Source organism: Curtobacterium poinsettiae (assembly GCF_047226435.1).
GTDB lineage: Bacteria > Actinomycetota > Actinomycetes > Actinomycetales > Microbacteriaceae > Curtobacterium > Curtobacterium poinsettiae.
This window is the reverse complement of sequence record NZ_CP178434.1, coordinates 1,035,070-1,056,659: the sequence shown is the minus strand read 5'-3', so window position 1 is coordinate 1,056,659 and position 21,590 is coordinate 1,035,070. Positions and strand designations below refer to the sequence as shown.

Below are 21,590 nucleotides of genomic sequence, written 5' to 3'. Positions count from 1 at the left end.
AGGCTGGATGCATGACCGACACCGACCGCCTCGACCAGGCGCGAACCGTCCCGCTGGACGACGTCACGCCTTCGCCCGACCAGGCCCAGACCGTCCCACTGGGCGAGTCCGTGCCCCCTGGAGCCACCAAGCCGATGCCCCAGTACCCGCGCCAGCACCAGCAGGACACCCAGGACGACCGGCAGTCCCCGCCGGCGTCGTGGAGCGCCACCCCGCGCGTCGGGTCCGGCCCGGTCGGCGGCCCCGGTTCGGGTCGTGGGTCCGGCATGACCGCTGGACAGTTCTACCGTGACGCGTGGAGGCGCCTGCCGCGGGACTTCGGCTACATGGCACTCACCGCCGTGCTGCTCTGCACGCTGTACTTCGCGTTCCCGGCGGCGGTCTTCGGCGGCGGCTTCCGCGACCTGTTCAACCCGTTCGTCCTGCTCATGTTCTTCATCGCGCTGTTCGTGGCGCGGTGGCTCGGCCAGTTCGAGAAGCTGCGCATCAGCTGGGCCGACCGACGCCCGATCCGCCCGGTGGACTGGACGCCCCGCTGGCAGCAGAACTGGTGGACCCGCACCGGATCGGCCGTCGCCAACCCGCACTACTGGCTCTACCTGCTGCACGCCGCGGTCGTCTACCCGCTCGTCGCGGTCGCGACCGTCGGGACCGGTGCACTGCTGCTCGTCGGCTTCGCCTGGCCGATCGTCGTGGGCGGACTGTACTTCGCGAACAACGTCCGGGTCGGCTACTTCACGGACAGCGTCGGGTTCGTGACCGGCGTCGGTGCCCTCGGCCTGCTGTCGATGACCGCTTCGGTCGTGCTCTTCCCGCTCTGGGCCCGCGGGTCCGTCCTCGCGCACTACTGGGTCGACTTCGGCCTGCTGGGTGGCTTCCGGGCCGAGCAGCTCGAGCAGCGCGTCGCCGGCCTGCAGGCCTCCCGTGCCGGTGCCGTCACCGCCGAGGGGCAGGCGCTCCGCCAGATCGAGCGCGACCTGCACGACGGCCCACAGCAGCGGCTGGTGCGACTCCGCATGGACCTGTCCGCCGCCGAGCGCGCCTTCGAGAAGGACCCCGAGAAGGCCAAGCAGCTCATCGGTGAGGCATCCGAGCACGCCCAGGACGCCCTCGACGAACTGCGCGCACTGTCCCGCGGCTTCGCCCCGCCGATCCTGCTCGACCGCGGACTCGTCGCGGCGCTCGAGGCACTGGTCGCCCGCACCCCGATCCCGGTGGGCCTGGACGTCCGGCTGCCCGAGGGCCTGGAGCTCGCCACGGAGATCCAGCGCAACGTGTACTTCACGGTGAGCGAACTCCTGACGAACACGATGAAGCACGCCGGCGCCACCACCGCCGGGGTGTACCTCGGCCTGGTCGTCGACGCCTCGGGTCTCTGGTACCTGACGGTCAGCGTCACCGACGACGGCCGGGGTGGCGCACGACCGCAGCAGGGCCACGGGATCGAGGGCCTGATCGGCCGCATGCGGGCCCTCGACGGCGACCTGGTCGTCTCGAGCCCCGAGGGCGGCCCGACCGAGGCCACCGCCCGGATCCCCCTCGGAGCCCTGAACGGCGTGCCGACGGCGGCGAACCAGCGGTCGTGACCCCACGGGGGCGCCCGCGCTCCCACTAGGCTGGTCGGCATGACAGACGGCCCGGATGCAGCACGCATCCGGGCCGTCGTCGTCGACGACGCCGTCCTGCTGCGCGAGGGCCTGGCCCGCGTGCTCGACGAGGCCGGCATCGACGTCATCGGGCAGTACTCCGACGCCCGGGCCTTCCTGGCGACCCTGCCCGAGGGTGCGCCGGACGTCGTGGTGATGGACGTGCGGATGCCGCCGACCTTCACCGACGAAGGGGTCCGCGCCGCCGTCGAGACCCGCCGGATCGCGCCACGGACGGGTGTGCTCCTGCTCTCCCAGTACGTCGAGGCCACCTACGCCGAGGACGTCCTGGCCGCCGGTGCGACCGGCATCGGCTACCTGCTCAAGGACCGTGTCACCCGGCTCGAGGAGATCGACGACGCCGTCCGCCGCATCGCCGCCGGAGGCACCGTGCTCGACCCCGAGGTCGTCACGCAGCTGATGAGCCGCCGCCGCGACCCGCTCGCCGCGCTCACCCCGCGCGAGCGTGACGTGCTCGGGCTGATGGCCGAGGGCCGCACGAACGCCGCGATCGCCCGCGCCCTGGTGATCGGCACCGGCGCCGTCGAGAAGCACGTGTCGAGCATCTTCGGCAAGCTCGCGCTCGAGGACACCGGAGAGGACCACCGCCGTGTCCTCGCCGTCCTCGCCTACCTCGGATGAGCCGAGCCCTGTGATGAACCGGGTCCCCGCGCCCCTGCTGGCCCTCACCGCGATGGTGTCCGTCCAACTCGGCGCCGCGATCGCGAAGACCCACTTCGACGAGGTCGGTGCGGTCGGGGCCGCCACGCTCCGGCTCGTCATCGGTGCCGTCGTCCTCGCCCTGGTGGTCCGTCCACGCGTCCGGCACTGGACGCGGGCGCAGTGGCTCGGTGCGGTCGGCCTCGGCCTGGCGCTCGGCGGCATGAACGTCTTCATCTACCTGTCGTTCGCGAGCATCCCGATCGGTGTCGCCGTGACGATCGAGTTCCTCGGGCCGCTCGCCCTGTCGCTCGTGCACACCCGGCGCTGGCGTGATGCCCTGTGGGCCGTGCTGGCGCTCGCCGGGGTCGTGCTGCTCGGCGTCGGCCCGACCGCCGTGACCGAGGTGGGCGGGGTCGTCTGGGCGGTCCTGGCCGCCGGGTGCTGGGCGAGCTACATCGTGATGAACCGGCACGTCGGCGCCGCGATCCCCGGCGTCGACGGGCTCGTCGTGTCGATGGTGGTCGCGATGCTCGTGTCGCTGCCGTTCGGGCTCCGGTCCGCGGTCGACGGCGTCGTGCACGAACCGGCGCTCCTGCTCGTCTTCGGTGCCGTCGCCGTGCTGTCCAGCGTGCTGCCGTACGCCCTCGAGATGCTCGCGCTCCGCCGGATGCCGACACGGGTGTTCGGGGTGCTGCAGAGCCTCGGCCCGGCGATCGCCGCCCTGGCCGGCCTGGTGGTGCTGGCCGAAGGGCTGTCGGTGCTCGAGACGGTCGCCCTGGCGTGCGTCACCGCCGCGAGCGTCGGCGTGACGCTGTCGGCGCGTCGCCGACGCGGCGGACCGGTGGGGTGAACGAAGAGGAGGCCCGGATCACGTCCGCCGACAGCGGTGCGTGATCCGGGCCTCCTGAGAAGACCGTCTACTCGTCGCGCAGGAAGTCTGCGTACGTGGGTTCCGACTGCTCACCCGACAGCAGGGCCGGATCGTTGATCCGACGCTCGACGTAGGCGCTGATGACCTCGGGCGGGGTGAGCACGTGGGCGACCCAGGACGGCACCGCTGCGTTCTTCATGGTGCCTCCTTCGTGAGCACGGGTCCGGACCGAATGCCTCGATCAGTGAGTTACTTGCTGAACCCGTGTTCGCTAAACCATCCTCGGGGTGTGGGCGGAAGTCAACGCAGTGCGTTCTGCGGACTCCGGTTCGCGCTGTCCCGGTCGGCACGGAGCGTGCGGTGCTTCACCGCGGAACGCCACACCCACGCCTCGGCCTGCTGCCCGAACTGCGCCCACTCCACGAGCACGGCGTCGCGGGTCCAGCTCTTCGCGAAGGCCTTCACCCGAACGTGGAAGGTCGGGAACTGGATCCACGCCCAGACCGGCTTCGGGGTGACGGCGTGGCAGACGTCGTCGCCGCGGGCGTCCTCGGACAGGGAGTAGGCGCGCGGACGCTCGACCTCCGGGTGTTCCGGGGGCTGCCACCGGTTCTCGCGACGCCGTCCCACGACGGTATTCGAACGTGTGTTCGAACAGCCGTCAAGTCGACCGCGCCGTCTGGACGACGACCCGGTGCCCGACGGGCGTGTCGCCAGGGGCGCCGAACCGCGGGGAACGTGTTCCGCTGGCGCCGCCCCGGGGCATAGGGTGCGGGCATGCAGAGCAGCACGGGGGTACGGGTGGTGTCGGCGGCCGCGGTGGTGGCGGCGCTGGTGTTCGGAGCGGCCGGACTGGTCGGGACGGTCTGGTTGGCGCCCTGGGACCTGCCCCGCGGGCTGCTCCTCGGCGCCACGGTCGTCGGGGGCATCGCCGGCGTCGTCGTGCTCGTCGCCGCGGTGCGTGCTCGGGACCGCCGGGCGCTCACGTTCGCGGTGTCCGTGCTCGCGTTCGCGCTCGTGTCGCTGGTTCCCGGACTGTTGATCGACGTGTTCCTCGTCGTCGCGCAGGCGGCGCTCGTGGCCTTCGGCGTCGTCACGGTCCGGAGCGAACCGGGTGCGCAGCGGGCCTTCGGCTGGATCGTCACGGTGGCGGCCGCGGCGTGGTTCGTCACCGCGCTGCTGTCGAACACCGTGCTCCTCACGGCACTCCCGCAGGAGTCCCTCGGCGTGGCCTTCGCGGTCCCGGGCCTGCTGCAGACCGTCGCGTACCTGGCCGCCGCGGTGCTCGTCGCCGTGCCGCTGCTGCGCCCGGTGGGCCGCGGCGTCGGCGTGCTGTGGGCCTCGGCCGAGGTGCGCTGACCCGGACTCCCGCTCGCCTCAGCCCACGCGGGCAGCCAGACGCTCGGAACGCCGTCGTGCCTGCTCCCCGGGGTCCGGCACCGGGGCAGCCTGGATGAGCCGTCGTGTGTACGGGTCCTGCGGCGAGCGCAGGATGGCGTCGCGCGTTCCCTGTTCGGCGACCCGGCCCCCGTGCAGCACGACGACCCGGTCGCACAGCGTGTCGACCACGGCCAGGTCGTGGGTGACGAACAGGCACGCGAACCCGAGGCGCTCCTGCAGCTCGCGGAACACGTCGAGCACGCGGGCCTGCACCGACACGTCGAGTGCGCTCGTCGGCTCGTCGGCGATCAGGAGCGCGGGGTCGAGCGCCACCGCGCGGGCGATCGCGACGCGTTGCCGTTGGCCGCCGGAGAGTTCGTGCGGGTAGCGCTCGGCGTACACGCCGTCGAGACCGACGTCGGCGAGGAGCCGCTCGACCCGTTCCTCGACCTGCACCGCCGGCAGCCGGAGGATCTGGCGGAGCGGCTCGGCGACGGTCTGCCCGACGGTGTACCGGGGGTTGAGCGACCGGAGCGGGTTCTGGAACACCACGCCGACGTGCTGGCGCATCTGCCGTCGGGCGGCTCGTCGTGCGCCGGCGACGTCGGTGCCCTCGACGACCACCGAGCCCGAGGTGATCGGCGCGAGGCCGACCGCGGCCCGGCCGATGGTGGTCTTGCCGCTGCCGGACTCCCCCACCAGGCCGACGATCTCGCCACGGCCGACGGTGAACGACACGTCGTCGACGGCACGGAACCGGCCCCGCAGGGCGCCGCCGTACTCGACCACGAGGTGCCGGACGTCCAGGACGGCGGCCGGGGGCTCCGTGGCGGAGCCGAGCCGGGCCTCCAGACCGGACCCGGTGCCCATGCGCGGGACCGCAGCGAGGAGTTCCCGCGTGTACTCGGCGGACGGTGCGGCGAAGACCGCCTCGGCGGTGCCGGTCTCGACGACGCGGCCGCGGCGCATCACGACCACGCGGTCGGCGAGGTCCGCGACGACCCCCATGTCGTGGGTGATGAGCAGGATCGCGGTGCCCGTGCGTTCACGCAGCGCGCGGAGGACGTCGAGCACCTCGGCCTGCACGGTGACGTCGAGGGCGGTCGTCGGCTCGTCCGCGATGAGCAGGTCCGGGCCCGCGGCGAGCGCCATCGCGATCATCACGCGCTGGGCCTGCCCGCCGGAGAGTTCGTGCGGGTACTGGCCCAGGCGGCGTTCGGGTTCGGGGACCTCCACGGCGCGGAGCAGCTCGAGCGAGCGTTCCCGGACGGCGGCGCGGTCGTGCGGGCCGTCGGTGCGTCGGACCGCCTCGGCGAGCTGGAACCCGATGGTGAACACCGGGTTCAGGGCCGCGGACGGGTCCTGGAAGACCATCGACACGCTGCGGCCCCGGACCGACCGGAGGGTGCGCTCGTCGGCGCCGATGACCTCGAGGTCGCCGAGCCGGATGCTCCCCGAGGCACGGGCGCCGTCGGGGGCGATGCCCATCGCGGTCATCGCCGTCATGCTCTTGCCGGAGCCGGACTCCCCCACGACGGCGACGACCTCGCCCCGGGCGACGGTGAACGAGGCGTCGTCGACGGCACGGACGACCTCGCCGTCGACGTCGAAGGTGACGGTGAGGTGCTCGACGGTCAGGACGTCAGTGGTGCCGCTCATGGGGTCTCCGGGGGGTCGGTGTCGTCGCGGGCGGCCTTGAAGGCCTCCCACTCCTCGAGCATCTTGCGGTGGTAGCCCTGCAGCCACTGCATGTAGTCGCGGCCGTTGAGCAGACGTTCGCGGACCTCGGCGTCCACGTCGCCCGTGCCGGTGCGGCCGGCTCCCTCGACGACGGCGAGCCCGCGGCCGATGATGTCGCGCTGCCGGTCGAGGTACTTCCGTTCGCTGGCGAGCCAGGAGCCCCAGACGTCGGCCTCGGCACGGAAGTAGTGGCTGCGCTCGCCGGGGACGATGTGGCGCTTCACGAAGCCGGTGTCGACGAGCCGTCGGGTGGCCATCGACACCGACCCCGAGCTGGCGCCGAGCGCTGCCTGCAGGTCGGACGACGACGAGTGCGGTGCGCGGGTCATCATCAGGTAGCCGAGCACCCGGGCGTCGGTGAGGGGCATGCCCGCACCGTCGTTGAGCATCAGGGCGAACTCCTCGACGAACGCCTGGCGCTCCGGTCCGAGCAGCCGGTCGTCGTCGGCGTCGGTGCCGACACCGTCGGTGCCGTCGGTGCCCCGGTCGTCGGTCACGAGGCCAGTCCGGCGGCCACCTCGGGTCGTTCGTCCGGGATCGACCACGGCTCCTGGGACATGCCGCCACCGCCACGGATCGCCCGCACGGTGCCGTCGTCGTCGCGGGTGTAGGTGATGTCCTCGTCGACGGAGCCGAAGCGGTTGCCGTGGGTCATCCGCAGGGTGTCGGCGTCGACGACCTCGAGCCGGGTGGGGGTGTCCATCGGCTCCGGGCCGGACGGGTCGACCTCGACGAGCCGGTCACCGATCCGGGCGACGTCGGTGACGCCCCACGGGTTCGCGAAGCGTCCGGTGAAGGCGGTGGTGTCGACGTCGTCGGGCACCGGGGTCCCCGGGGCGTCGGTGTCGGCCGCGGCGTCGAGCATGGCGATGACCGCGGTGGCGATGACCGTCGCGGGTCCGGCGGCGGCGCTGGTCAGCACGGACACGACGAGCCCGGACGCCGGGTCGAACATCGACTGGGTGATGTGGCCGGGGAACCCGCCGGAGTGGCCGCGGACCTCGCGTCCGCCGATCCGGTCGACGATGAACCCGGCGCCGTAGCCGCGGGCCGCGGGGTCGTCGGTGGCGCTCCAGGCCTTCCGCTGTGCGAGGCGCTTGGAGTGGTCGTCGAGCAGGGTGCCCTGCCCGATCACGTGCTGCGAGAAGTAGCGGACCAGGTCGGACGCGGTGCCGTGGAACCCGGTGGCGGCGGCCATCGCGCGGGTGTCGACGTGGTCGATGCGCTGCCGGTGCCGCGCGGTGTGGAACCCGGTGTACCCGACCACGAAGTCGTCGGCGCGTGCAGGGTCCCAGTCGGGGCCGGTGTTCCGCAGGCCCAGGGGTTCGGTGATCGACTCCCGCACGAAGTCGTTGTACGACTGCCCGGACACCGCGGCGATGACGAGGCCGAGCAGGGAGTAGCCGAGGTTCGAGTAGTTGAACGACGAGCCGGTCGGTACCTTCTGGCCCCGGTCGAGCACGAGCGCCAGGAGTTCCTGCTCGTCGGGGAACGGGCGGAGCAGGGACCAGTAGTCGCCGTCGTGTCCGTCGCGGATGACGCCGGCCCCCATCTCCATCAGCTCGCGCAGGGTGGCGTCGGCGAGCGGGGAGCCACCGTCGACCAGTGCCGGGACGTACGTGCCGACGGTGTCGTCGAGGCGGAGCGACCCGCGCTCGGCGAGCTGCAGCAGGGCCGTCGCGGTGAAGGTCTTCGAGTGCGAGGCGATGCGGAACAGGTCGGTGGTGGTCAGGCGGCGCCCGGCCTCGACGTCGGCGTAGCCCCAGGCCTCGTCGAACAGGACCTCGCCGCCGAAGCCGACGGCGACCTGCACGCCGGGCACCCGCAGCTGCCACACCTTGTACGACACCCACTCACGGATGTAGGGCAGGGTCTTCCGGTAGGCGGAGAGGGTGTCGGTCACGGTGGTCCTTTCGAGGGGCGGTGGTTCGAGTCTGGCGCGTCGATCGCTGCGGCGTCCGCCGCGACGCACGTCAGCGCCGACGCGGGTCGAGCGCGGCGCGCAGCGTGTCGCCGAGCGCGATGACGGCGAGCACGGTCACGGCGAGGAACGCCGCCGGCGCGATGAGCATGTGTGGGGCACGGAGGAACTGCGACGTCGCCGCGGACAGCTGCAGCCCCCACGAGATCGCCGGACGCTCCAGCCCGATGCCGAGGTAGGTCAGCGACGACTCGGACACGATGACCCCGCCGACGGTGATGGTGGCGAGCACGAGCAGCGGCGAGATCGACGACGGCAGCACGTACCGGGTGGTGATCCGCCACGTCGACAGCCCCATCGTCCGGGCGGCGAGCACGAACTCGGCGCCCCGGACGCTGCGGACGCTCGACCGCACGAGCCGCGCCATCGTCGGCCACCCGAACAGGGCGAGCACGAGCGACACGGTGAGCACCGACCGCTCCCCCACGCTGTTCAGCACGACGACGGCGCCGAGCAGGAACGGGAACCCGAGGAACACGTCGGTGAGCCGGGCGAGGACGGCGTCGACCCACCCGCCGACCATGCCCGCGACGGTCCCGACGACGACCGCGACCATGCCGGCGAGCAGGGTCGTGAGCACCGCGACGGCGATCGACGACCGGGTGCCCCAGATGACGTTCGCGTACACGTCGCAGCCCTGCAGGTCGAAGCCGAACGGGTGCCCGGCGGTCGCTGACGCCCCGCTCCGTCCGAGGTCGCACACCCGGGGGTCGCCGTGGCCGAACAGGCCGGCGAAGAGCTGCGGGAACGCCGCGATGAGCAGGACCACCACGAGCACCGACGCGGGCACCCAGAACCCCGGCGTCCGTGCGGCGGCGAGCAGTGGCCGACGCCGGACCCCGACGACGGGTTCGACGGTGGCGCCGAGGGCTTCGGTGGTCATCGGGAGACTCCTGTCCGGACGCGCGGGTCGAGGGCGGCGTGCAGCAGGTCGACGAGCACGCTCGTGACGAGGAACACCAGGATGAGGGCGGTCGAGATGCCGACGACGACGGCACCCTCGTGCGAGCGGATGCCCTGGAACAGCAGGTTCCCGACGCCCGGCAGGTTGAAGATGCCCTCGATGATGACGGTGCCGCCCATCAGGTACCCGAGGTCGGTCGCCAGGTAGGTGGCGGTGGGGATGAGCGAGTTCCGCAGCACGTGCACACCGACGATCCGGCCCGGCGCGAGCCCCTTCGCGCGGGCCGTCCGCACGTAGTCGGCGTCGAGCGTCTCGATCATCGACGTCCGGGTGAGCCGGGACACCGCGGCCAGGCCGAACAGGGCGATCACGAACGCCGGCAGGACGTACGCGGTCGGCCACCCGGCGGTGACGCCCGCGACCGGGAACCAGTCCAGCCGCACCGAGAACACCAGCTGCAGGGCCACGCCGAGCACGAACACGGGGACCGCCCCGACGACGATGGTGCCGACGAGCACCGTCTTGTCGAGCACCGTGCCGCGCTTGAGCGCCGAGACCACGCCGAGTCCGATGCCCAGGACGATCTCGAGCGCCCACGCGCTGAGCGCCAGCGTGATCGTCACCGGCCAGCGCGAGGCCATCTGCTCGCCGACGGACTGCCCGTTGAAGTCGGTGCCGAAGTCACCCCGGAACAGGCCGCCCAGGTACTGCACGTACTGCAGCCACAGCGGCTGGTCCAGGTGGTACTCCGCCCGCAGCGCCCGCACGACCGAGTCGGTCAGGGGGCGCTCGCCGCCGAGGGCCTTGATCGGGTCGCCGGGCAGCGCGAACGTCATCGCGTAGATGAGGAAGGTCACCCCGAGGAACACGATGACCAGGCCGCCGAGCCGGCGACCGACGGCGAGCGTCGGACGCATCACGCGCCTCCCGACACGGCCGCCGACACCGGACGGGAGGCACGGGTCGGGTCCGCCACGTGGCTCGCGCAGGCGAGGATCGCCCCGTACTGCACGCCCACGAGCTTCCCCACCGGGATCGGCTCGGCACCCGTCGACGCGTCCGCCTGCCAGTGCGCGTACCGCTCGGCCAGGCGGTCGCGGAGCCGCCGGAGCGGCGCGGACGCCGTGCCGGCGGTCGTCTCCGCCTCGACGGCGCGCAGGAGCATGCCGCCGTAGCGCAGGCGGAAGCAGCGGACCAGGTCCTCGCAGCCGAAGCGCTCCGCGACGGTGGCCGTCCGGTCGGCCGGTTCCCGTTCGGCGCGGCGGCGGTCGGTGTCCGCCATCCCGGCGAGCATCGGCACGAACGCCCGGGAGGCCTCGACGAACGGCGACGGGATCGAGAGCATCGGCGACGCCTCGTCGAGGAACGCCTGCAGTTCCGCACCCGAGGCGCCGAGCTCGTCCGCGCACCGGCGCAGCAGGTCGGCGTACGACTCGTCGGTCGCGGTCTGGTCGTCGGCGTCGGGGTGGCTCCAGTACGGCAGCTCGGCCACCATGCAGAGGGCCCCGTGCCGCATCGCCCACGCCGCGCTCGACCCGCCGTGGATGTGCTCACCCGGGTCGACACCGAGCTCCTCGAGGTAGGCGTACGCCGTCTCGATGCCATCCATCGCGAACACCGCCGGTGCGAGCTCCCGCAGGTACGGGGACTCCGGCTCCCCGGTGTCGAGCGGCAGCCCGAGGGCGGCCGGCACCGCGTGCAGGGTGTCGACGACGTCGGGCAGGTCCTCGGACAGGTAGTAGTAGACGCCGCCCATCTCGCCGTTGTGCAGGCTCACGAGCAGCTCCGGCTCGGTGTCGTCGATGAGCCGCATGAACGCGAGCGTCTCGGGCAGCACCTGGTCGAAGTACACCGACCTGTAGCTGTTCGGGAACGTCCACTCGACCTGGCTGTCCGGGGCCGGCCGGTAGAAGTGGCGCGAGTAGAACACCCGGTCGTGCGGGTCGTGGAACCACGCCTCGTTGAGCCGCATGCCGTCCGGGTCGATCGTCGGGACGATGTGCCAGGTGACGTCGAGCGCCTGCACCCGCTCGTCACCGAGGGCCGTCTCGGCGAGGTGCAGCGCCGTCCACGAACCGATCGGCTCGTTCGGGTGCACCCCGCCGACCACGACGGCCGCGTGCGACCCGGTGCCGATGCGGTAGCTGTGCAGGGGTTCGCCGAGGCGGCTCGTGCCGATCCGGGTGACCGTGACCCGGTCGGGGTGCGCCGCGGCGAGCGCGGCAAACCGGGCCTGCAGGTCGTCGACGAGCGGGAAGCCGTCGTGGTCGGGGACGTCGCGGACCAGGTCGAGGACGGTGTGCTGCTCCATGCTCCGCCCTACTTCACGGCGATCTGCGCGATCACGGGGCTGCCCGCCACCGCCGGCAGCTTCGCGATCTTGTCGCTCGTGACGTACGAGTACTTGTCGAAGAAGGTCGGGACGATCGGGAAGTCCTCGAGGACGGCCTGCTGCGTCTTCGTGTAGTACCCGTTCGCCTCGTCCTGGGACCCGGCGGAGTCGGCCTTCGCGAGCAGCGAGTCGACGTCGTCGGACTGGTAGTACCCGGTGCACGGGGAGCACCCGCCGGCCGTGGTGAACAAGGCGCGGAGCGTGTTCTGCTGGCTGATGTAGAGCGCGCCCCAGTGCCCGAAGTGCGGGCCGGCGACCTTCTTGTCCGTGAGCTCCGAGTAGTACGACGCCCAGTCGGTGGTGGCCTTCGCCTCGGCGTCGACGCCCAGGTTCTGCCGGATCTGGTTGGCGTAGGCCTCGTACAGGGAGTCGAGGCCGGAACCGCCCGGGTAGACGAGCGTCATGGTGCCGTCGAACCCGCCGGCACCGGCGAGGAGCTTCTTCGCCGCCGCCGGGTCGAACTCGCAGGCGTCGCCGCAGATGCCCTCCTCGGTGCCGGACATCGACGGCGGGGTCAGTGCGGTGGCCGGTTCGTACAGGCCGCCGTAGATGGCGTCGTTCACCTGGTCACGGTCGATCGACATCGAGATCGCGCGGCGCACGTCGGGGTCGGAGTACCGGTCGTCCCACAGCGGGAAGCCGAGGTAGTCGATGCCGGGGGCGTCGAAGGAGTGCAGGCGGTCGCCGAAGTCGGCCTTCGCGCTCGTCATCTTGTCGGTCGGCAGGAACAGCACGTCGGCGTTGCCGGCAAGGACGTCGGTGTACGCGGTGTTCATGTCGGAGTAGCTGCGGAAGGTCACCTCGTCGGTGGCGGGCTTCGTGCCCTCGTAGTCCTTCCAGGCCGTGACGGTGAACTCCTGGTCCGCCTTCCATGCCTTCGTCATCTCGTACGGGCCGTTGCCGATCGGCTTCTCGTCGTACGCCTTCAGGTCGTCGTAGGCGGCCTCGGGCATCGGGTAGAACGCGGTCTGGGCCTGGCTGAGCTGCAGCGGGAACTGGCTGTCCGCGTGGGTGAGCGTGACCGTGAAGGTGTCCTTGCCGGTGACCTTGAGCCCCGACATCTCCTTGGTCTTCGGGGTGCCCTTCGCCGGGTTGAGGTCGGAGTACCCGACGATCCCGGCGAGCTGGCCGCTGTTCTCCCACGCGTTCGGGCCGTAGGCGACGTGGTTCCAGGCCTTCACGTAGCTCTCCGGCGTGACGGGCTCGCCATTCTGGAACGTCCAGCCGTCCCGCAGCGTGATCGTCCACGTGGTGGCGTCGTCGCTCTCGACGCTCTTCGCCGCGACGTCGTGCAGGTCGCCGTCGGCGTCGGTCTGGGTCAGCGGTGCGAAGACGCTCATCACCTGGTCGAAGGCCACGGTCTGCCGGCCCGGGGTCAGGTGGTCGGGCTCGCCGGTCGCGTACACCAGGCTCGAGGGAGCGTCGTCGTCGGCCGTGCCGCCCGCCGAGCAGCCGGTCGCCACCAGGGCCAAGGTTGCCGCCGCGGCCAGCGCGGCGATCGTCCTGCGTCGCATGATCTCTCCTCGATCGGGTGCGGCCGGATCCCTGCCCGGTCGTCGTGGTGGGAAAGCTAGGACGGTTCGAATCCCGACCACAAGACTTCTTTCAATGCGCTCTGAGAGTTTTACCGCGCAGAAACACCAGCGAAACCACGCCCGTCGCAGGACCCGGCTCGTTGTGCCACGCTCGGAGGATGCGCCACACACCGCACTTCCTGCTGACCGACGTCGACGAGGTCCGACGCCTCATCACCGGGAACCCGTGGGCGACGATCGTGTCGCACACCGCGGACGGACTGGTCGCCTCGCACTACCCGGTGCTGCTCGAGACCCCCGGCCCCGACGACGACCCGGACGCCCTCGTCCTGGTGTCCCACGTCGGCCGACCCGACGAGGTCGCGCACGAACTCGGACAGCACGAGGTCCTCGTCGTGTTCCAGGGCCCGCACGGCTACGTCTCCCCCGCCTGGTACCCGCCGGAACAGTTCGTGCCCACCTGGAACCACGTCACCGCCCACGTCTGGGGCACCCCCGAGATCCTGTCCGACGACGAGAACTTCCGGGTGCTCGGCGAACTCGTCGACCACTTCGAGCACGTCATGCCCTCGCCCGTGTCGTTGCAGGTCGACGAGGAGACCGCCCGCCGGATCGCGAAGGGCACCGTCGGCATCCGGATCCGCGTCACCCGGTTCGACGCCCGCGCCAAGCTGTCGCAGAACAAGGCCCCCGAGGTGATCGACCGCATCGTCGCCGGCCTGCGGGGCGACGGCCCCTACGCGTCGCCGGCGCTCGCCGACGAGATGGCACGAGCGCACGCTGCGCGCGCTGACGACCGGGAGGCTCGATGAGCGAGATCCTGCTGCGCGCCGTCCGGCGTGTGGGCACCTCCGGGGCCCCTGCCGACGTCCGCATCGTCGACGGTCGCGTCACCGAGATCGCCCCGACCGGCACGCTCGACCCCTCGAGCGTCGACACCGACGTGGTCGAGGCCGGCGGCGCCTGGCTCGGTCCGGGCCTGCGCGACCACCACACGCACTTCGACCAGTGGGCGCTCGTCCGCCGCCGTGTCGACGTCACCGGCTGCGACTCCGCCGAGGCGACCGCCGACCTGCTCGCCGCCGTCGCGCGGGCGGGCGTGACGGACCGCGTCCTGGTCGGACACGGCTACCGCGACGGGACGTGGCCGCGCCCTGCGCGACGCGAGCTGCTCGACCGTGCCGCACCGAGCCTCCCGACCGTCGTCATCAGCGCGGACCTGCACGCGGTGTGGTGCAACGCCCTCGCGCTCGCGCACTTCTCCGCCGCTGTCGGCCGCCCGCTCGAGGCGGGCGAGGACGGGGTCCTGCGCGAGCAGGACGCGTTCGACGTGACCGGTGCGTTGTCGCAGGTGCCGGACGATGCGCTCGACGCGTCCGTGGCGGACGCTGCCGAAGCAGCGGCGGCCCGCGGGGTGACGGGCGTGGTCGACCTCGAGATGCGCTTCGGGCTCGACCGCTGGCGCCGCCGGATCCACGCCGGCACCGACGCGATCCGGGTCGCGTCCGGGGTGTACCCGGCCGAGCTCGACGAGGCCATCGCCCGGGGGCTGCGCACCGGCGACGTGGTCGAGGGCACCCGTGGGCTGCTCACGATGGGACCGTTCAAGGTGGTCACGGACGGGTCGCTCGGCACGCGGACCGCCGCGATGACCGACGGCTCCGGCGTGCTCGCCTGGCCGTTCGAGGACCTCGTCGCGATCACCCGGCGTGCCGTCGACGCCGGACTCGTCCCCGCGATCCACGCGATCGGCGACCGGGCGAACGCCCTGGCCCTCGACGTCTTCGAGACCGTCGGGACCCGCGGCACGATCGAGCACGCGCAGTTGCTCGTCGACACCGACGTCGACCGGTTCGCCCGGCTCGGGGTCGCCGCGTCGGTGCAGCCCGAACACGCCATGGACGACCGGGACATCGCCGACCGGCACTGGGCCGGGTACACCGACCGGGCGTTCGCCTTCGCCTCGCTCGCACGGGCCGGAGCGCGCCTGCTGCTCGGGTCGGACGCCCCGGTGGCGCCGCTCGACCCGTGGGTCTCGATGGCGGCGGCCGTCGGGCGGGACCGCGACGGCCGCGATCCGTGGCACCCGGCCGAACGGCTCTCGTCGCTCGTCGCGTGGCAGGGGTCGACCGACGGGCGGGTCGGGGTGTCCGTCGGCGACGTGGCGGACCTGGTGCTCGTCGAGTCCGACCCGCTGGCGGCGTCGTCCACCGCTCTGCGCGGCATGCGGGTGCTCGGGACGGCCGTCGCCGGGCGGTTCACGTACCGGGAGCTGTGAGCAGGAGGACGGGCGGGTGCGTCCGTGTTCCGTGGGCTACTTCTGGTCCTTCGGGCACCAGTAGAGCTTCCGGCCGGCCATGTCCGCCATCCGGATCTCGGTGCCGCACACCCGGCAGGGCTCGCCCTGGCGGTGGTAGACCCAGTGGCGGTCCTTGCGGGAGCGCAGGGCCTTCTTGTGGTCGGCCTCGGACAGGTCGTCCATCGTCATCATCAGACCGTCGCGGACGCCGTCGTGCAGCAGCTTCGACCAGTCCGCCCAGAGCGCCTTGGCCTGCTTCACGGTGATCTTCTTGCCCGGCTTGTACGGGTCGATGCGCTGCCGGAACAGCAGTTCGGCGCGGTAGATGTTGCCGATGCCGGCCACCACGGACTGGTCCATGAGCAGCTGCCCGATGGCGACGTTCCGACGGCGGACGTTGTCGACGAAGGTCTTCTCGGCCTCGGGCCCGTCGTCGTTCATCGGGTCGGGTCCGAGCTTGTCGAGCGCGCGCTGCACCTCGGCCGGGGTCTCCACGACGCACGCGGTCGGGCCGCGCAGGTCGGCGACGGTGTCCTCGGTGAGGATCCGCACCCGGACCTGGCCCACCGGGTCCGGCGGGAAGGACTCGATCGGGTCCTCCGCCTTCTCCTGCTCGGCCATCCGGTAGCGGGCGAGCCGCGGTGCGCCGATCGAGCTGAGCGACTCTTCGCGGTCGTCGTCGTCGGACAGCGCCTCGGCGGTGGAGATCACGCCCGCGAAGTCCCACGCGCCGTACAGGCCGAGGTGGACGCGGAGGAACAGGTCGTCCTCGAACTCCAGGAACATCTGCTTCGCGACCGCCCGGGCGGCGATCAGGCGCTTGCCGTCGAGCTGCGCGGCCCCGGCGGCGAAGCGGCCCTGGGGACTCGACACCTCGCAGCGCTTGCCGACGAAGTGCCGGGTGAACTGGTTGGCGATGCGGTGGACGGAGTGACCCTCGGGCATTGGTCTTGTCTACTCGGTGCTGCTCGGTGTTGCTGGACCGTGGGTCCGAGCCCTACGCGTCGATCTGGCGACCGGCGATCAGCCCGGTGGTCTCGTACTCGGCGAGCTGGGCGATGCGGCGGGCGTGGCGCTCCTCGCCCGAGAACGGCTCGGCGATGAACAGGTCGACGAACCGGATCGCCTCGTCCTCGGTGTGCTGGCGCGCGCCGATGGAGATGACGTTGGCGTCGTTGTGCTGACGGGCGAGCAGCGCGGTCGACTCGTTCCAGACGAGCGCGGCCCGGATGCCCTCGACCTTGTTCGCGGCGATCTGCTCGCCGTTGCCGGAACCGCCGAAGACGACACCGAGGGCCTGGACACCGTCGCGCTGGTCCTGCACCACGGCGTGCGCGGCGTTGATGCAGAACGAGGGGTAGTCGTCGAGCGCGTCGTACTCGGTCGGACCGTGGTCCACCACCTCGTGCCCGGCTTCGGTCAGGTGGGTTGCGAGGGTCTTGTTGAACTCGAGGCCGGCGTGGTCCGTTCCGAGGTGGATGCGCATGGAACCAATCCTATTCCTGCGGCTCCGGGGCCTGGACCACCACGGACTACGGTGCGCGGACCACCACGACGAGGTACCGGGTGGGGTCCTCGCCCGGGTTGCGGTACACGACGTCGGCGGGGTCGCCGAGCTCGATCCGGTCCCCCGCCGCCAGCCGCGTCGGCTCACCGCCGACGACGACCTCGAGCACGCCGTCGACGACCCAGATGCAGTGCCGCAGGAACGCGTAGGCGGACGCCGGGTAGGCCACTTCGCGGCCGGCCGGGAGGCGCACCTCGGTGACGTCGGCGGGGAACGCTGCGCTCGAGACCGGACGGCGGCGGTACCCGGTGTCGGGATCGGTCCAGGAATCGGCGGTCGCGCCGCGTTGCACCCCACGCGCCTCGTCGGGGTCGGTCACCCTGGGCACCTCGTGCTCCAGGGCATCGTCGAGGAGCTGCGAGATCGTCAGGCCGAAGGCGCCGGACAGCCGGCCGAGGATCGTCGCGGTGGGGCTGGAGACCCCGCGCTCGACGCGGTTGATCATCGCCCGGGAGACGCCCGACTCCTCGGCGAGCTCGGTGAGGCTCCACCTGCGCTCGGTGCGGAGGCGCTGGAGCCGTTCGCCGAGCGCCCGCTGCTCGGCGACCGAGGTGTCGTCGGCGCCGGTTGCGGGATCGGCATGCGCGTCGTCTACGATGTGAGACATGACGACAGCATATGCGACGAACGGGGTCGTGATCCGCGACTGCACCCCGGCCGACCTCGACGTCGTGCACGCCCTGCACGTCGATGCCGTGCTGCACTCCACCGCCATCTGGCAGGACATCCCGCACCCGCGTGCGTACTTCGACGGGTGGCTCGCCGAGCGGCAGGGCGGCGGGTACCCGGTGGTCGTGGCCGAGGTCGACGGCGTCGTGGCCGGGTACGCCACGTACTCGCAGTGGCGGCAGCCGGACGGGTACCGGCACACCGTCGAGCACAGCGTCTACGTGGTCGAGGCGTTCCGCGGCCGGGGCATCGCGACGACCCTGATGGCCGAGTTGGTCGCGCGGGCCACCGCCGAGGGGCGGCACGTCATGATGGCCGGTATCTGCAGCACGAACACGGGGTCGATCGCCCTGCACGAACGCCTGGGCTTCGCCACGGTCGCGGTCGTGCCCGAGGTCGGACGCAAGTTCGACCGCTGGCTCGACCTGACGCTCATGCGGCTACCGCTCGTCTGACGCGACGGGCGGGGCGGGCGCACCACGGGCCTCCCGGCCACCCGTCCCCCGCCGGTCGGCGCCGGATCAGTCGGTGGTGTCGAAGATCGGGCCGACGGTGCGCGAGCGCTTGAGCTCGAAGAACGCGGGGACCTTCGCGACGGCGACGACGCCGTCCCACAGGTCGAGCGCCTCCTGGCCCTTGGGGGCCGGGGAGATGACCGGTCCGAAGAACGCGGTGCCCTCGACGGCGATGACCGGCGTGCCGACGTCCTGCCCGACACGGTCGATGCCGTCCTGGTGGCTGGCGCGCACGGCGGCGTCGACCTCGTCGGTCCAGGCGTACTCGAGCAGGTCGGCGTCCAGGCCGAGCTCCGCGAGCACGGCGGGGACGACCTGCTCGGGGTCGGACTCCTGGCGGTGGTGGATGTGCTCGCCGAGGGCGTCGTACAGCGGCTTCACGACGTCCTGGCCGAGCCGGAGCTTCGCCGCCGCGACGATGCGCGGGTAGACCTGGCCGGCGTGCAGGCGCTCCTTGTAGCTGTCCGGCACGTCCTGGTCCTCGTTGAGGACGAACAGGCTCATCACCTTCCACGTCACGTCGAGGTCGCGGTGCTCGGCGACCTCACCCACCCAGCGGCTCGTCATCCAGGCCCAGGGGCAGTTCGGGTCGAACCAGAACTCCACGGCGGTGCGCTCGGTGGTGGGGTCGGTCGGGTTGTCCACAGTCGTCTCGGTCACGATCCGAGCGTACGCGGCGTCGCTAGGCTGGAACTCATCGTCCCGCCGGCGCACGACGCCGTCCGGGGCCCCGTACGCGGACACCGATCGTCCGCGTCCCCAGCGAAGATGGAGCGTTGCGTGCCCGGAGAGAACCTCACCCGAATCGAAGCCCAGGAGCGCGCGGCCGTCGTCGCCGTGCAGACGTACGACGTCGAGCTCGACCTGACCCGCGGCGCCGACAGCTTCGGCAGCACCACGCGGGTGCGCTTCACCGCCACCGCCGGCGCATCGACCTTCATCGACGCCATCACGAAGACCGTGCACTCGATCACGCTGAACGGCACGGCGCTCGACGTCGCCGCGGTGAACGACGGCGTGCGCATCCAGCTCGACGACCTGCAGGAGCAGAACGAGCTCGTGGTCGTCAGCGACGCGCTGTACACGAACACCGGTGAAGGCCTGCACCGCTTCGTCGACCCGGTGGACGACGAGGTGTACCTGTACTCCCAGTTCGAGGTCCCCGACTCGCGCCGCATGTTCGCGGTGTTCGAGCAGCCCGACCTGAAGGCCGAGTTCTCCTTCACCGTGACGGCGCCGTCGCGGTGGCAGGTCGTCTCGAACTCCCCCACGCCGGAGCCGCACGTCGACGGCGACGTTGCGACCTGGGCGTTCCCGCCCACCGCGCGCATCTCGAGTTACATCACCGCGCTCGTCGCCGGCCCGTACGAGGTCGTGCGCGACGAGCTGACCAGCCGCGACGGCCGGACGATCCCGCTCGGCGTGTTCGCGCGCAAGTCGCTCGCCTCGTACCTCGACCCCGAGTACGTGTTCGAGACCACGAAGAAGGGCTTCGCGTACTTCGAGGAGAAGTTCGACGTCGCCTACCCCTTCGACAAGTACGACCAGCTGTTCGTGCCGGAGTTCAACGCCGGCGCGATGGAGAACGCCGGGGCCGTCACCTTCACCGAGACCTACGTGTTCCGGTCGAAGGTCACCGACGCCATCAAGGAGCGCCGGGTCGTCACGATCCTGCACGAGCTCGCCCACATGTGGTTCGGCGACCTGGTCACCATGAAGTGGTGGAACGACCTGTGGCTCAACGAGTCATTCGCCGAGTGGGCGTCGACGATCGCCACGGCCGAGGCCACCGAGTGGACCGAGGCCTGGACCACGTTCCAGGCGATGGAGAAGTCCTGGGCCTACCGCCAGGACCAGCTCCCCTCGACGCACCCGATCGTCGCGACGATCAACGACCTCGAAGACGTCCAGGTCAACTTCGACGGCATCACCTACGCGAAGGGCGGCTCGGTCCTCAAGCAGCTCGTCGCGTGGGTCGGCATCGACGCGTTCTTCGCCGGTGTCTCCGCCTACTTCAAGAAGCACCACCACTCGAACACCGAGCTGCGCGACCTGCTCGTCGAGCTCGAGGCGACGAGCGGCCGTGAACTCACCGAGTGGTCGAAGCTCTGGCTCGAGACCGCGGGCGTCAACACCCTGCGCCCCGAGATCGAGACCGACGAGTCCGGCGTCGTCACGTCGTTCACGGTCCTGCAGGAAGCCCCCGCCGACTACCCGACGCTGCGTCCGCACCGTCTGGCCATCGGCGTCTACGCGTTCCGGAACGACGAGTCCGCACCGTTCGGCGCGGACACTGCATCCGCCGGCGGCAAGCTCGAGCGGGTCCAGCGCGTCGAGATCGACGTCGACGGCGCCCGCACCGACGTGCCCGAGCTCGTCGGCGTGCACCGCGGCGACCTCGTGCTCCTGAACGACGACGACCTGGCCTACGCCAAGATCCGTCTCGACGAGCACTCCCGGCGCACCGCGATCGAGCACCTCGCGTCCATCGCGAACCCGCTCGCCCGCTCGATCGTCTGGGGTTCCGTGTGGGACGCCACGCGCGACGCCGAGTCCCCCGCCAGCGACTACGTCCGCCTGGTGCTCGGCAACATCGCGACCGAGACCGAGTCGACCACCATCCGCACGACGCTCTCGCAGCTGCTGCTCACCGCACGCAACTACGTGGCGCCGGGCTCGGTCGAGGCCACGGTCCGCACCGTCGGCGACACGCTCTGGCAGCTCGCGTCCTCGGCCGAAGCCGGTTCGGACGCGCAGTTCCAGTTCGTGAAGTTCTTCGCGCAGATCCCGTCCACGCCCGAGCACGTCGCGACCCTGCAGGGACTGCGCGACGGTTCGGTCACGCTGCAGGGCCTCGAGATCGACACCGACCTGCGCTGGGAGCTGCTCGAGGGCCTCGTGCTCGCGGGCGCCGCGGGCAGCACCGAGATCGACGCCGAGCTCGCCGCGGACAAGACCGCGTCCGGCGAGCAGGCTGCGGCCCGCGCCCGGGCGACGATCCCGACGGCCGAGGGCAAGCTGGCCGCGTTCTCGTCGCTGGTCGACTCGTCCGAGCTGCCGAACGCGATCGTGCGCCAGACCACGGTCGGGTTCCAGCACGTGAACAGCCCGGTCCTGCTCGAGGGCCTCGTGCCGAAGTACTTCGAGGTGCTCACGCGCATCTGGGCCGAGCGCAGCTACCACATGGCGGACACCATCGTCTCGGGCCTCTACCCGGCGCCGCTCGCGTCGGCCGAGCTCCGTGACGCCGCCGCCGCGTGGCTCGCGGAGCACCCGGAGACGCCGGCGCTGCGCCGCATCGTGTCCGAGAGCCTCGCGGGCACCGAGCGGGCGCTCCGGGTCCAGGCCGCGGACGCCTGAACCCTGCGCTGATCCGGCGGGGTCTTGGTGTTCCTCCAGGGACGCCGAGGCCCCGCCGCTTAGCATCG

At 71.7% G+C, this 21,590-nt stretch carries 21 protein-coding genes; 8 read left to right on the top strand and 13 right to left on the bottom strand.

Translation table 11 applies throughout. The features are described from left to right. The first annotated feature begins 11 nt into the window (after positions 1-11). From ACL00U_RS04980 to ACL00U_RS04970, 3 genes are read left to right on the top strand one after another with little or no spacing between them, the layout of a single operon-like run. Positions 12-1,586, top strand: a complete 1,575-nt coding sequence (locus tag ACL00U_RS04980) for a histidine kinase (protein WP_412873891.1) — start codon at positions 12-14, stop codon at positions 1,584-1,586. Between the two features lie 39 nt (positions 1,587-1,625). Further along, a complete protein-coding gene (locus ACL00U_RS04975; RefSeq protein WP_027464682.1) occupies positions 1,626-2,288 on the top strand; it encodes a response regulator transcription factor in 663 nt (220 codons plus the stop codon). 13 nt (positions 2,289-2,301) lie between these two features. Continuing rightward, positions 2,302-3,159, top strand: a complete 858-nt coding sequence (locus tag ACL00U_RS04970) for an EamA family transporter (RefSeq protein ID WP_214519440.1) — start codon at positions 2,302-2,304, stop codon at positions 3,157-3,159. A 67-nt stretch (positions 3,160-3,226) separates the two neighbouring features. Here the strand turns inward: ACL00U_RS04970 and ACL00U_RS04965 are convergent, their stop codons facing one another. Beyond that, complete coding sequence (locus tag ACL00U_RS04965; protein ID WP_017886018.1) at positions 3,227-3,379, bottom strand: hypothetical protein; 153 nt, start codon at positions 3,377-3,379, stop codon at positions 3,227-3,229. 101 nt (positions 3,380-3,480) lie between these two features. Next, positions 3,481-3,810 (bottom strand): hypothetical protein, encoded by a 330-nt coding sequence (locus tag ACL00U_RS04960; RefSeq protein WP_017886019.1) that lies wholly within the window; start codon positions 3,808-3,810, stop codon positions 3,481-3,483. A gap of 147 nt (positions 3,811-3,957) precedes the next feature. On the opposite strand from ACL00U_RS04960, the gene ACL00U_RS04955 reads away from it, so the two are divergent. After that, positions 3,958-4,539 carry a hypothetical protein gene (locus tag ACL00U_RS04955; protein ID WP_139179879.1) on the top strand — a complete coding sequence of 194 codons (582 nt, stop codon included), beginning with the start codon at positions 3,958-3,960 and terminating at the stop codon, positions 4,537-4,539. An 18-nt stretch (positions 4,540-4,557) separates the two neighbouring features. Here ACL00U_RS04955 and ACL00U_RS04950 read toward each other — a convergent pair whose 3' ends face one another. From ACL00U_RS04950 to ACL00U_RS04920, 7 genes are all read right to left on the bottom strand, one after another. Next, positions 4,558-6,219 (bottom strand): dipeptide ABC transporter ATP-binding protein, encoded by a 1,662-nt coding sequence (locus tag ACL00U_RS04950; protein ID WP_274008568.1) that lies wholly within the window; start codon positions 6,217-6,219, stop codon positions 4,558-4,560. Beyond that, entirely contained in the window at positions 6,216-6,797 is a 582-nt protein-coding gene (locus ACL00U_RS04945; RefSeq protein WP_159557677.1) for a GbsR/MarR family transcriptional regulator, read from the bottom strand. Before ACL00U_RS04945 ends, ACL00U_RS04950 begins: the two co-directional genes overlap by 4 nt. After that, the gene (locus ACL00U_RS04940) at positions 6,794-8,203 is read right to left on the bottom strand and encodes a serine hydrolase (RefSeq protein WP_412873890.1); all 1,410 of its coding nucleotides are present in this window, start codon (positions 8,201-8,203) and stop codon (positions 6,794-6,796) included. Before ACL00U_RS04940 ends, ACL00U_RS04945 begins: the two co-directional genes overlap by 4 nt. A 70-nt stretch (positions 8,204-8,273) precedes the next feature. Further along, entirely contained in the window at positions 8,274-9,164 is an 891-nt protein-coding gene (locus tag ACL00U_RS04935) for an ABC transporter permease (protein ID WP_042538539.1), read from the bottom strand. Beyond that, on the bottom strand, positions 9,161-10,102 hold the full coding sequence (locus ACL00U_RS04930; RefSeq protein WP_214584654.1) for an ABC transporter permease: 942 nt from the start codon (positions 10,100-10,102) through the stop codon (positions 9,161-9,163). The genes ACL00U_RS04935 and ACL00U_RS04930 overlap by 4 nt, the downstream gene beginning before the upstream one ends. Then, a complete protein-coding gene (locus ACL00U_RS04925) occupies positions 10,102-11,496 on the bottom strand; it encodes a M14 family zinc carboxypeptidase (RefSeq protein ID WP_259496430.1) in 1,395 nt (464 codons plus the stop codon). Before ACL00U_RS04925 ends, ACL00U_RS04930 begins: the two co-directional genes overlap by 1 nt. Before the next feature lie 8 nt (positions 11,497-11,504). After that, entirely contained in the window at positions 11,505-13,091 is a 1,587-nt protein-coding gene (locus tag ACL00U_RS04920) for a peptide ABC transporter substrate-binding protein (RefSeq protein ID WP_040418899.1), read from the bottom strand. 179 nt (positions 13,092-13,270) lie between these two features. Here ACL00U_RS04920 and ACL00U_RS04915 point away from each other — a divergent pair, with 179 nt between their 5' ends. Next, entirely contained in the window at positions 13,271-13,924 is a 654-nt protein-coding gene (locus ACL00U_RS04915) for an FMN-binding negative transcriptional regulator (protein ID WP_017886028.1), read from the top strand. After that, the gene (locus ACL00U_RS04910; RefSeq protein ID WP_412873889.1) at positions 13,921-15,390 is read left to right on the top strand and encodes an amidohydrolase; all 1,470 of its coding nucleotides are present in this window, start codon (positions 13,921-13,923) and stop codon (positions 15,388-15,390) included. Before ACL00U_RS04915 ends, ACL00U_RS04910 begins: the two co-directional genes overlap by 4 nt. 36 nt (positions 15,391-15,426) lie before the next feature. On the opposite strand, the gene ACL00U_RS04905 is transcribed toward ACL00U_RS04910, so the two are convergent. From ACL00U_RS04905 to ACL00U_RS04895, 3 genes are read right to left on the bottom strand one after another with little or no spacing between them, the layout of a single operon-like run. After that, positions 15,427-16,356 carry an Fpg/Nei family DNA glycosylase gene (locus tag ACL00U_RS04905; RefSeq protein ID WP_412873888.1) on the bottom strand — a complete coding sequence of 310 codons (930 nt, stop codon included), beginning with the start codon at positions 16,354-16,356 and terminating at the stop codon, positions 15,427-15,429. Between the two features lie 52 nt (positions 16,357-16,408). Further along, on the bottom strand, positions 16,409-16,897 hold the full coding sequence (locus ACL00U_RS04900; protein ID WP_140449357.1) for a ribose-5-phosphate isomerase: 489 nt from the start codon (positions 16,895-16,897) through the stop codon (positions 16,409-16,411). A gap of 46 nt (positions 16,898-16,943) precedes the next feature. Further along, positions 16,944-17,585, bottom strand: coding sequence for a helix-turn-helix domain-containing protein (locus ACL00U_RS04895; protein WP_111024194.1), 642 nt, complete (start codon positions 17,583-17,585; stop codon positions 16,944-16,946). Here ACL00U_RS04895 and ACL00U_RS04890 point away from each other — a divergent pair. Beyond that, positions 17,584-18,102 (top strand): N-acetyltransferase family protein, encoded by a 519-nt coding sequence (locus ACL00U_RS04890; RefSeq protein WP_412873887.1) that lies wholly within the window; start codon positions 17,584-17,586, stop codon positions 18,100-18,102. The two genes, ACL00U_RS04895 and ACL00U_RS04890, sit on opposite strands and share 2 nt — an antisense overlap. A 66-nt stretch (positions 18,103-18,168) precedes the next feature. Here the strand turns inward: ACL00U_RS04890 and ACL00U_RS04885 are convergent, their stop codons facing one another. Next, on the bottom strand, positions 18,169-18,822 hold the full coding sequence (locus ACL00U_RS04885; protein WP_259496435.1) for a DsbA family protein: 654 nt from the start codon (positions 18,820-18,822) through the stop codon (positions 18,169-18,171). 120 nt (positions 18,823-18,942) lie between these two features. Here ACL00U_RS04885 and pepN point away from each other — a divergent pair, with 120 nt between their 5' ends. Beyond that, entirely contained in the window at positions 18,943-21,522 is a 2,580-nt protein-coding gene (gene pepN / locus ACL00U_RS04880) for an aminopeptidase N (RefSeq protein ID WP_042538553.1), read from the top strand. Positions 21,523-21,590: the final 68 nt, after the last annotated feature.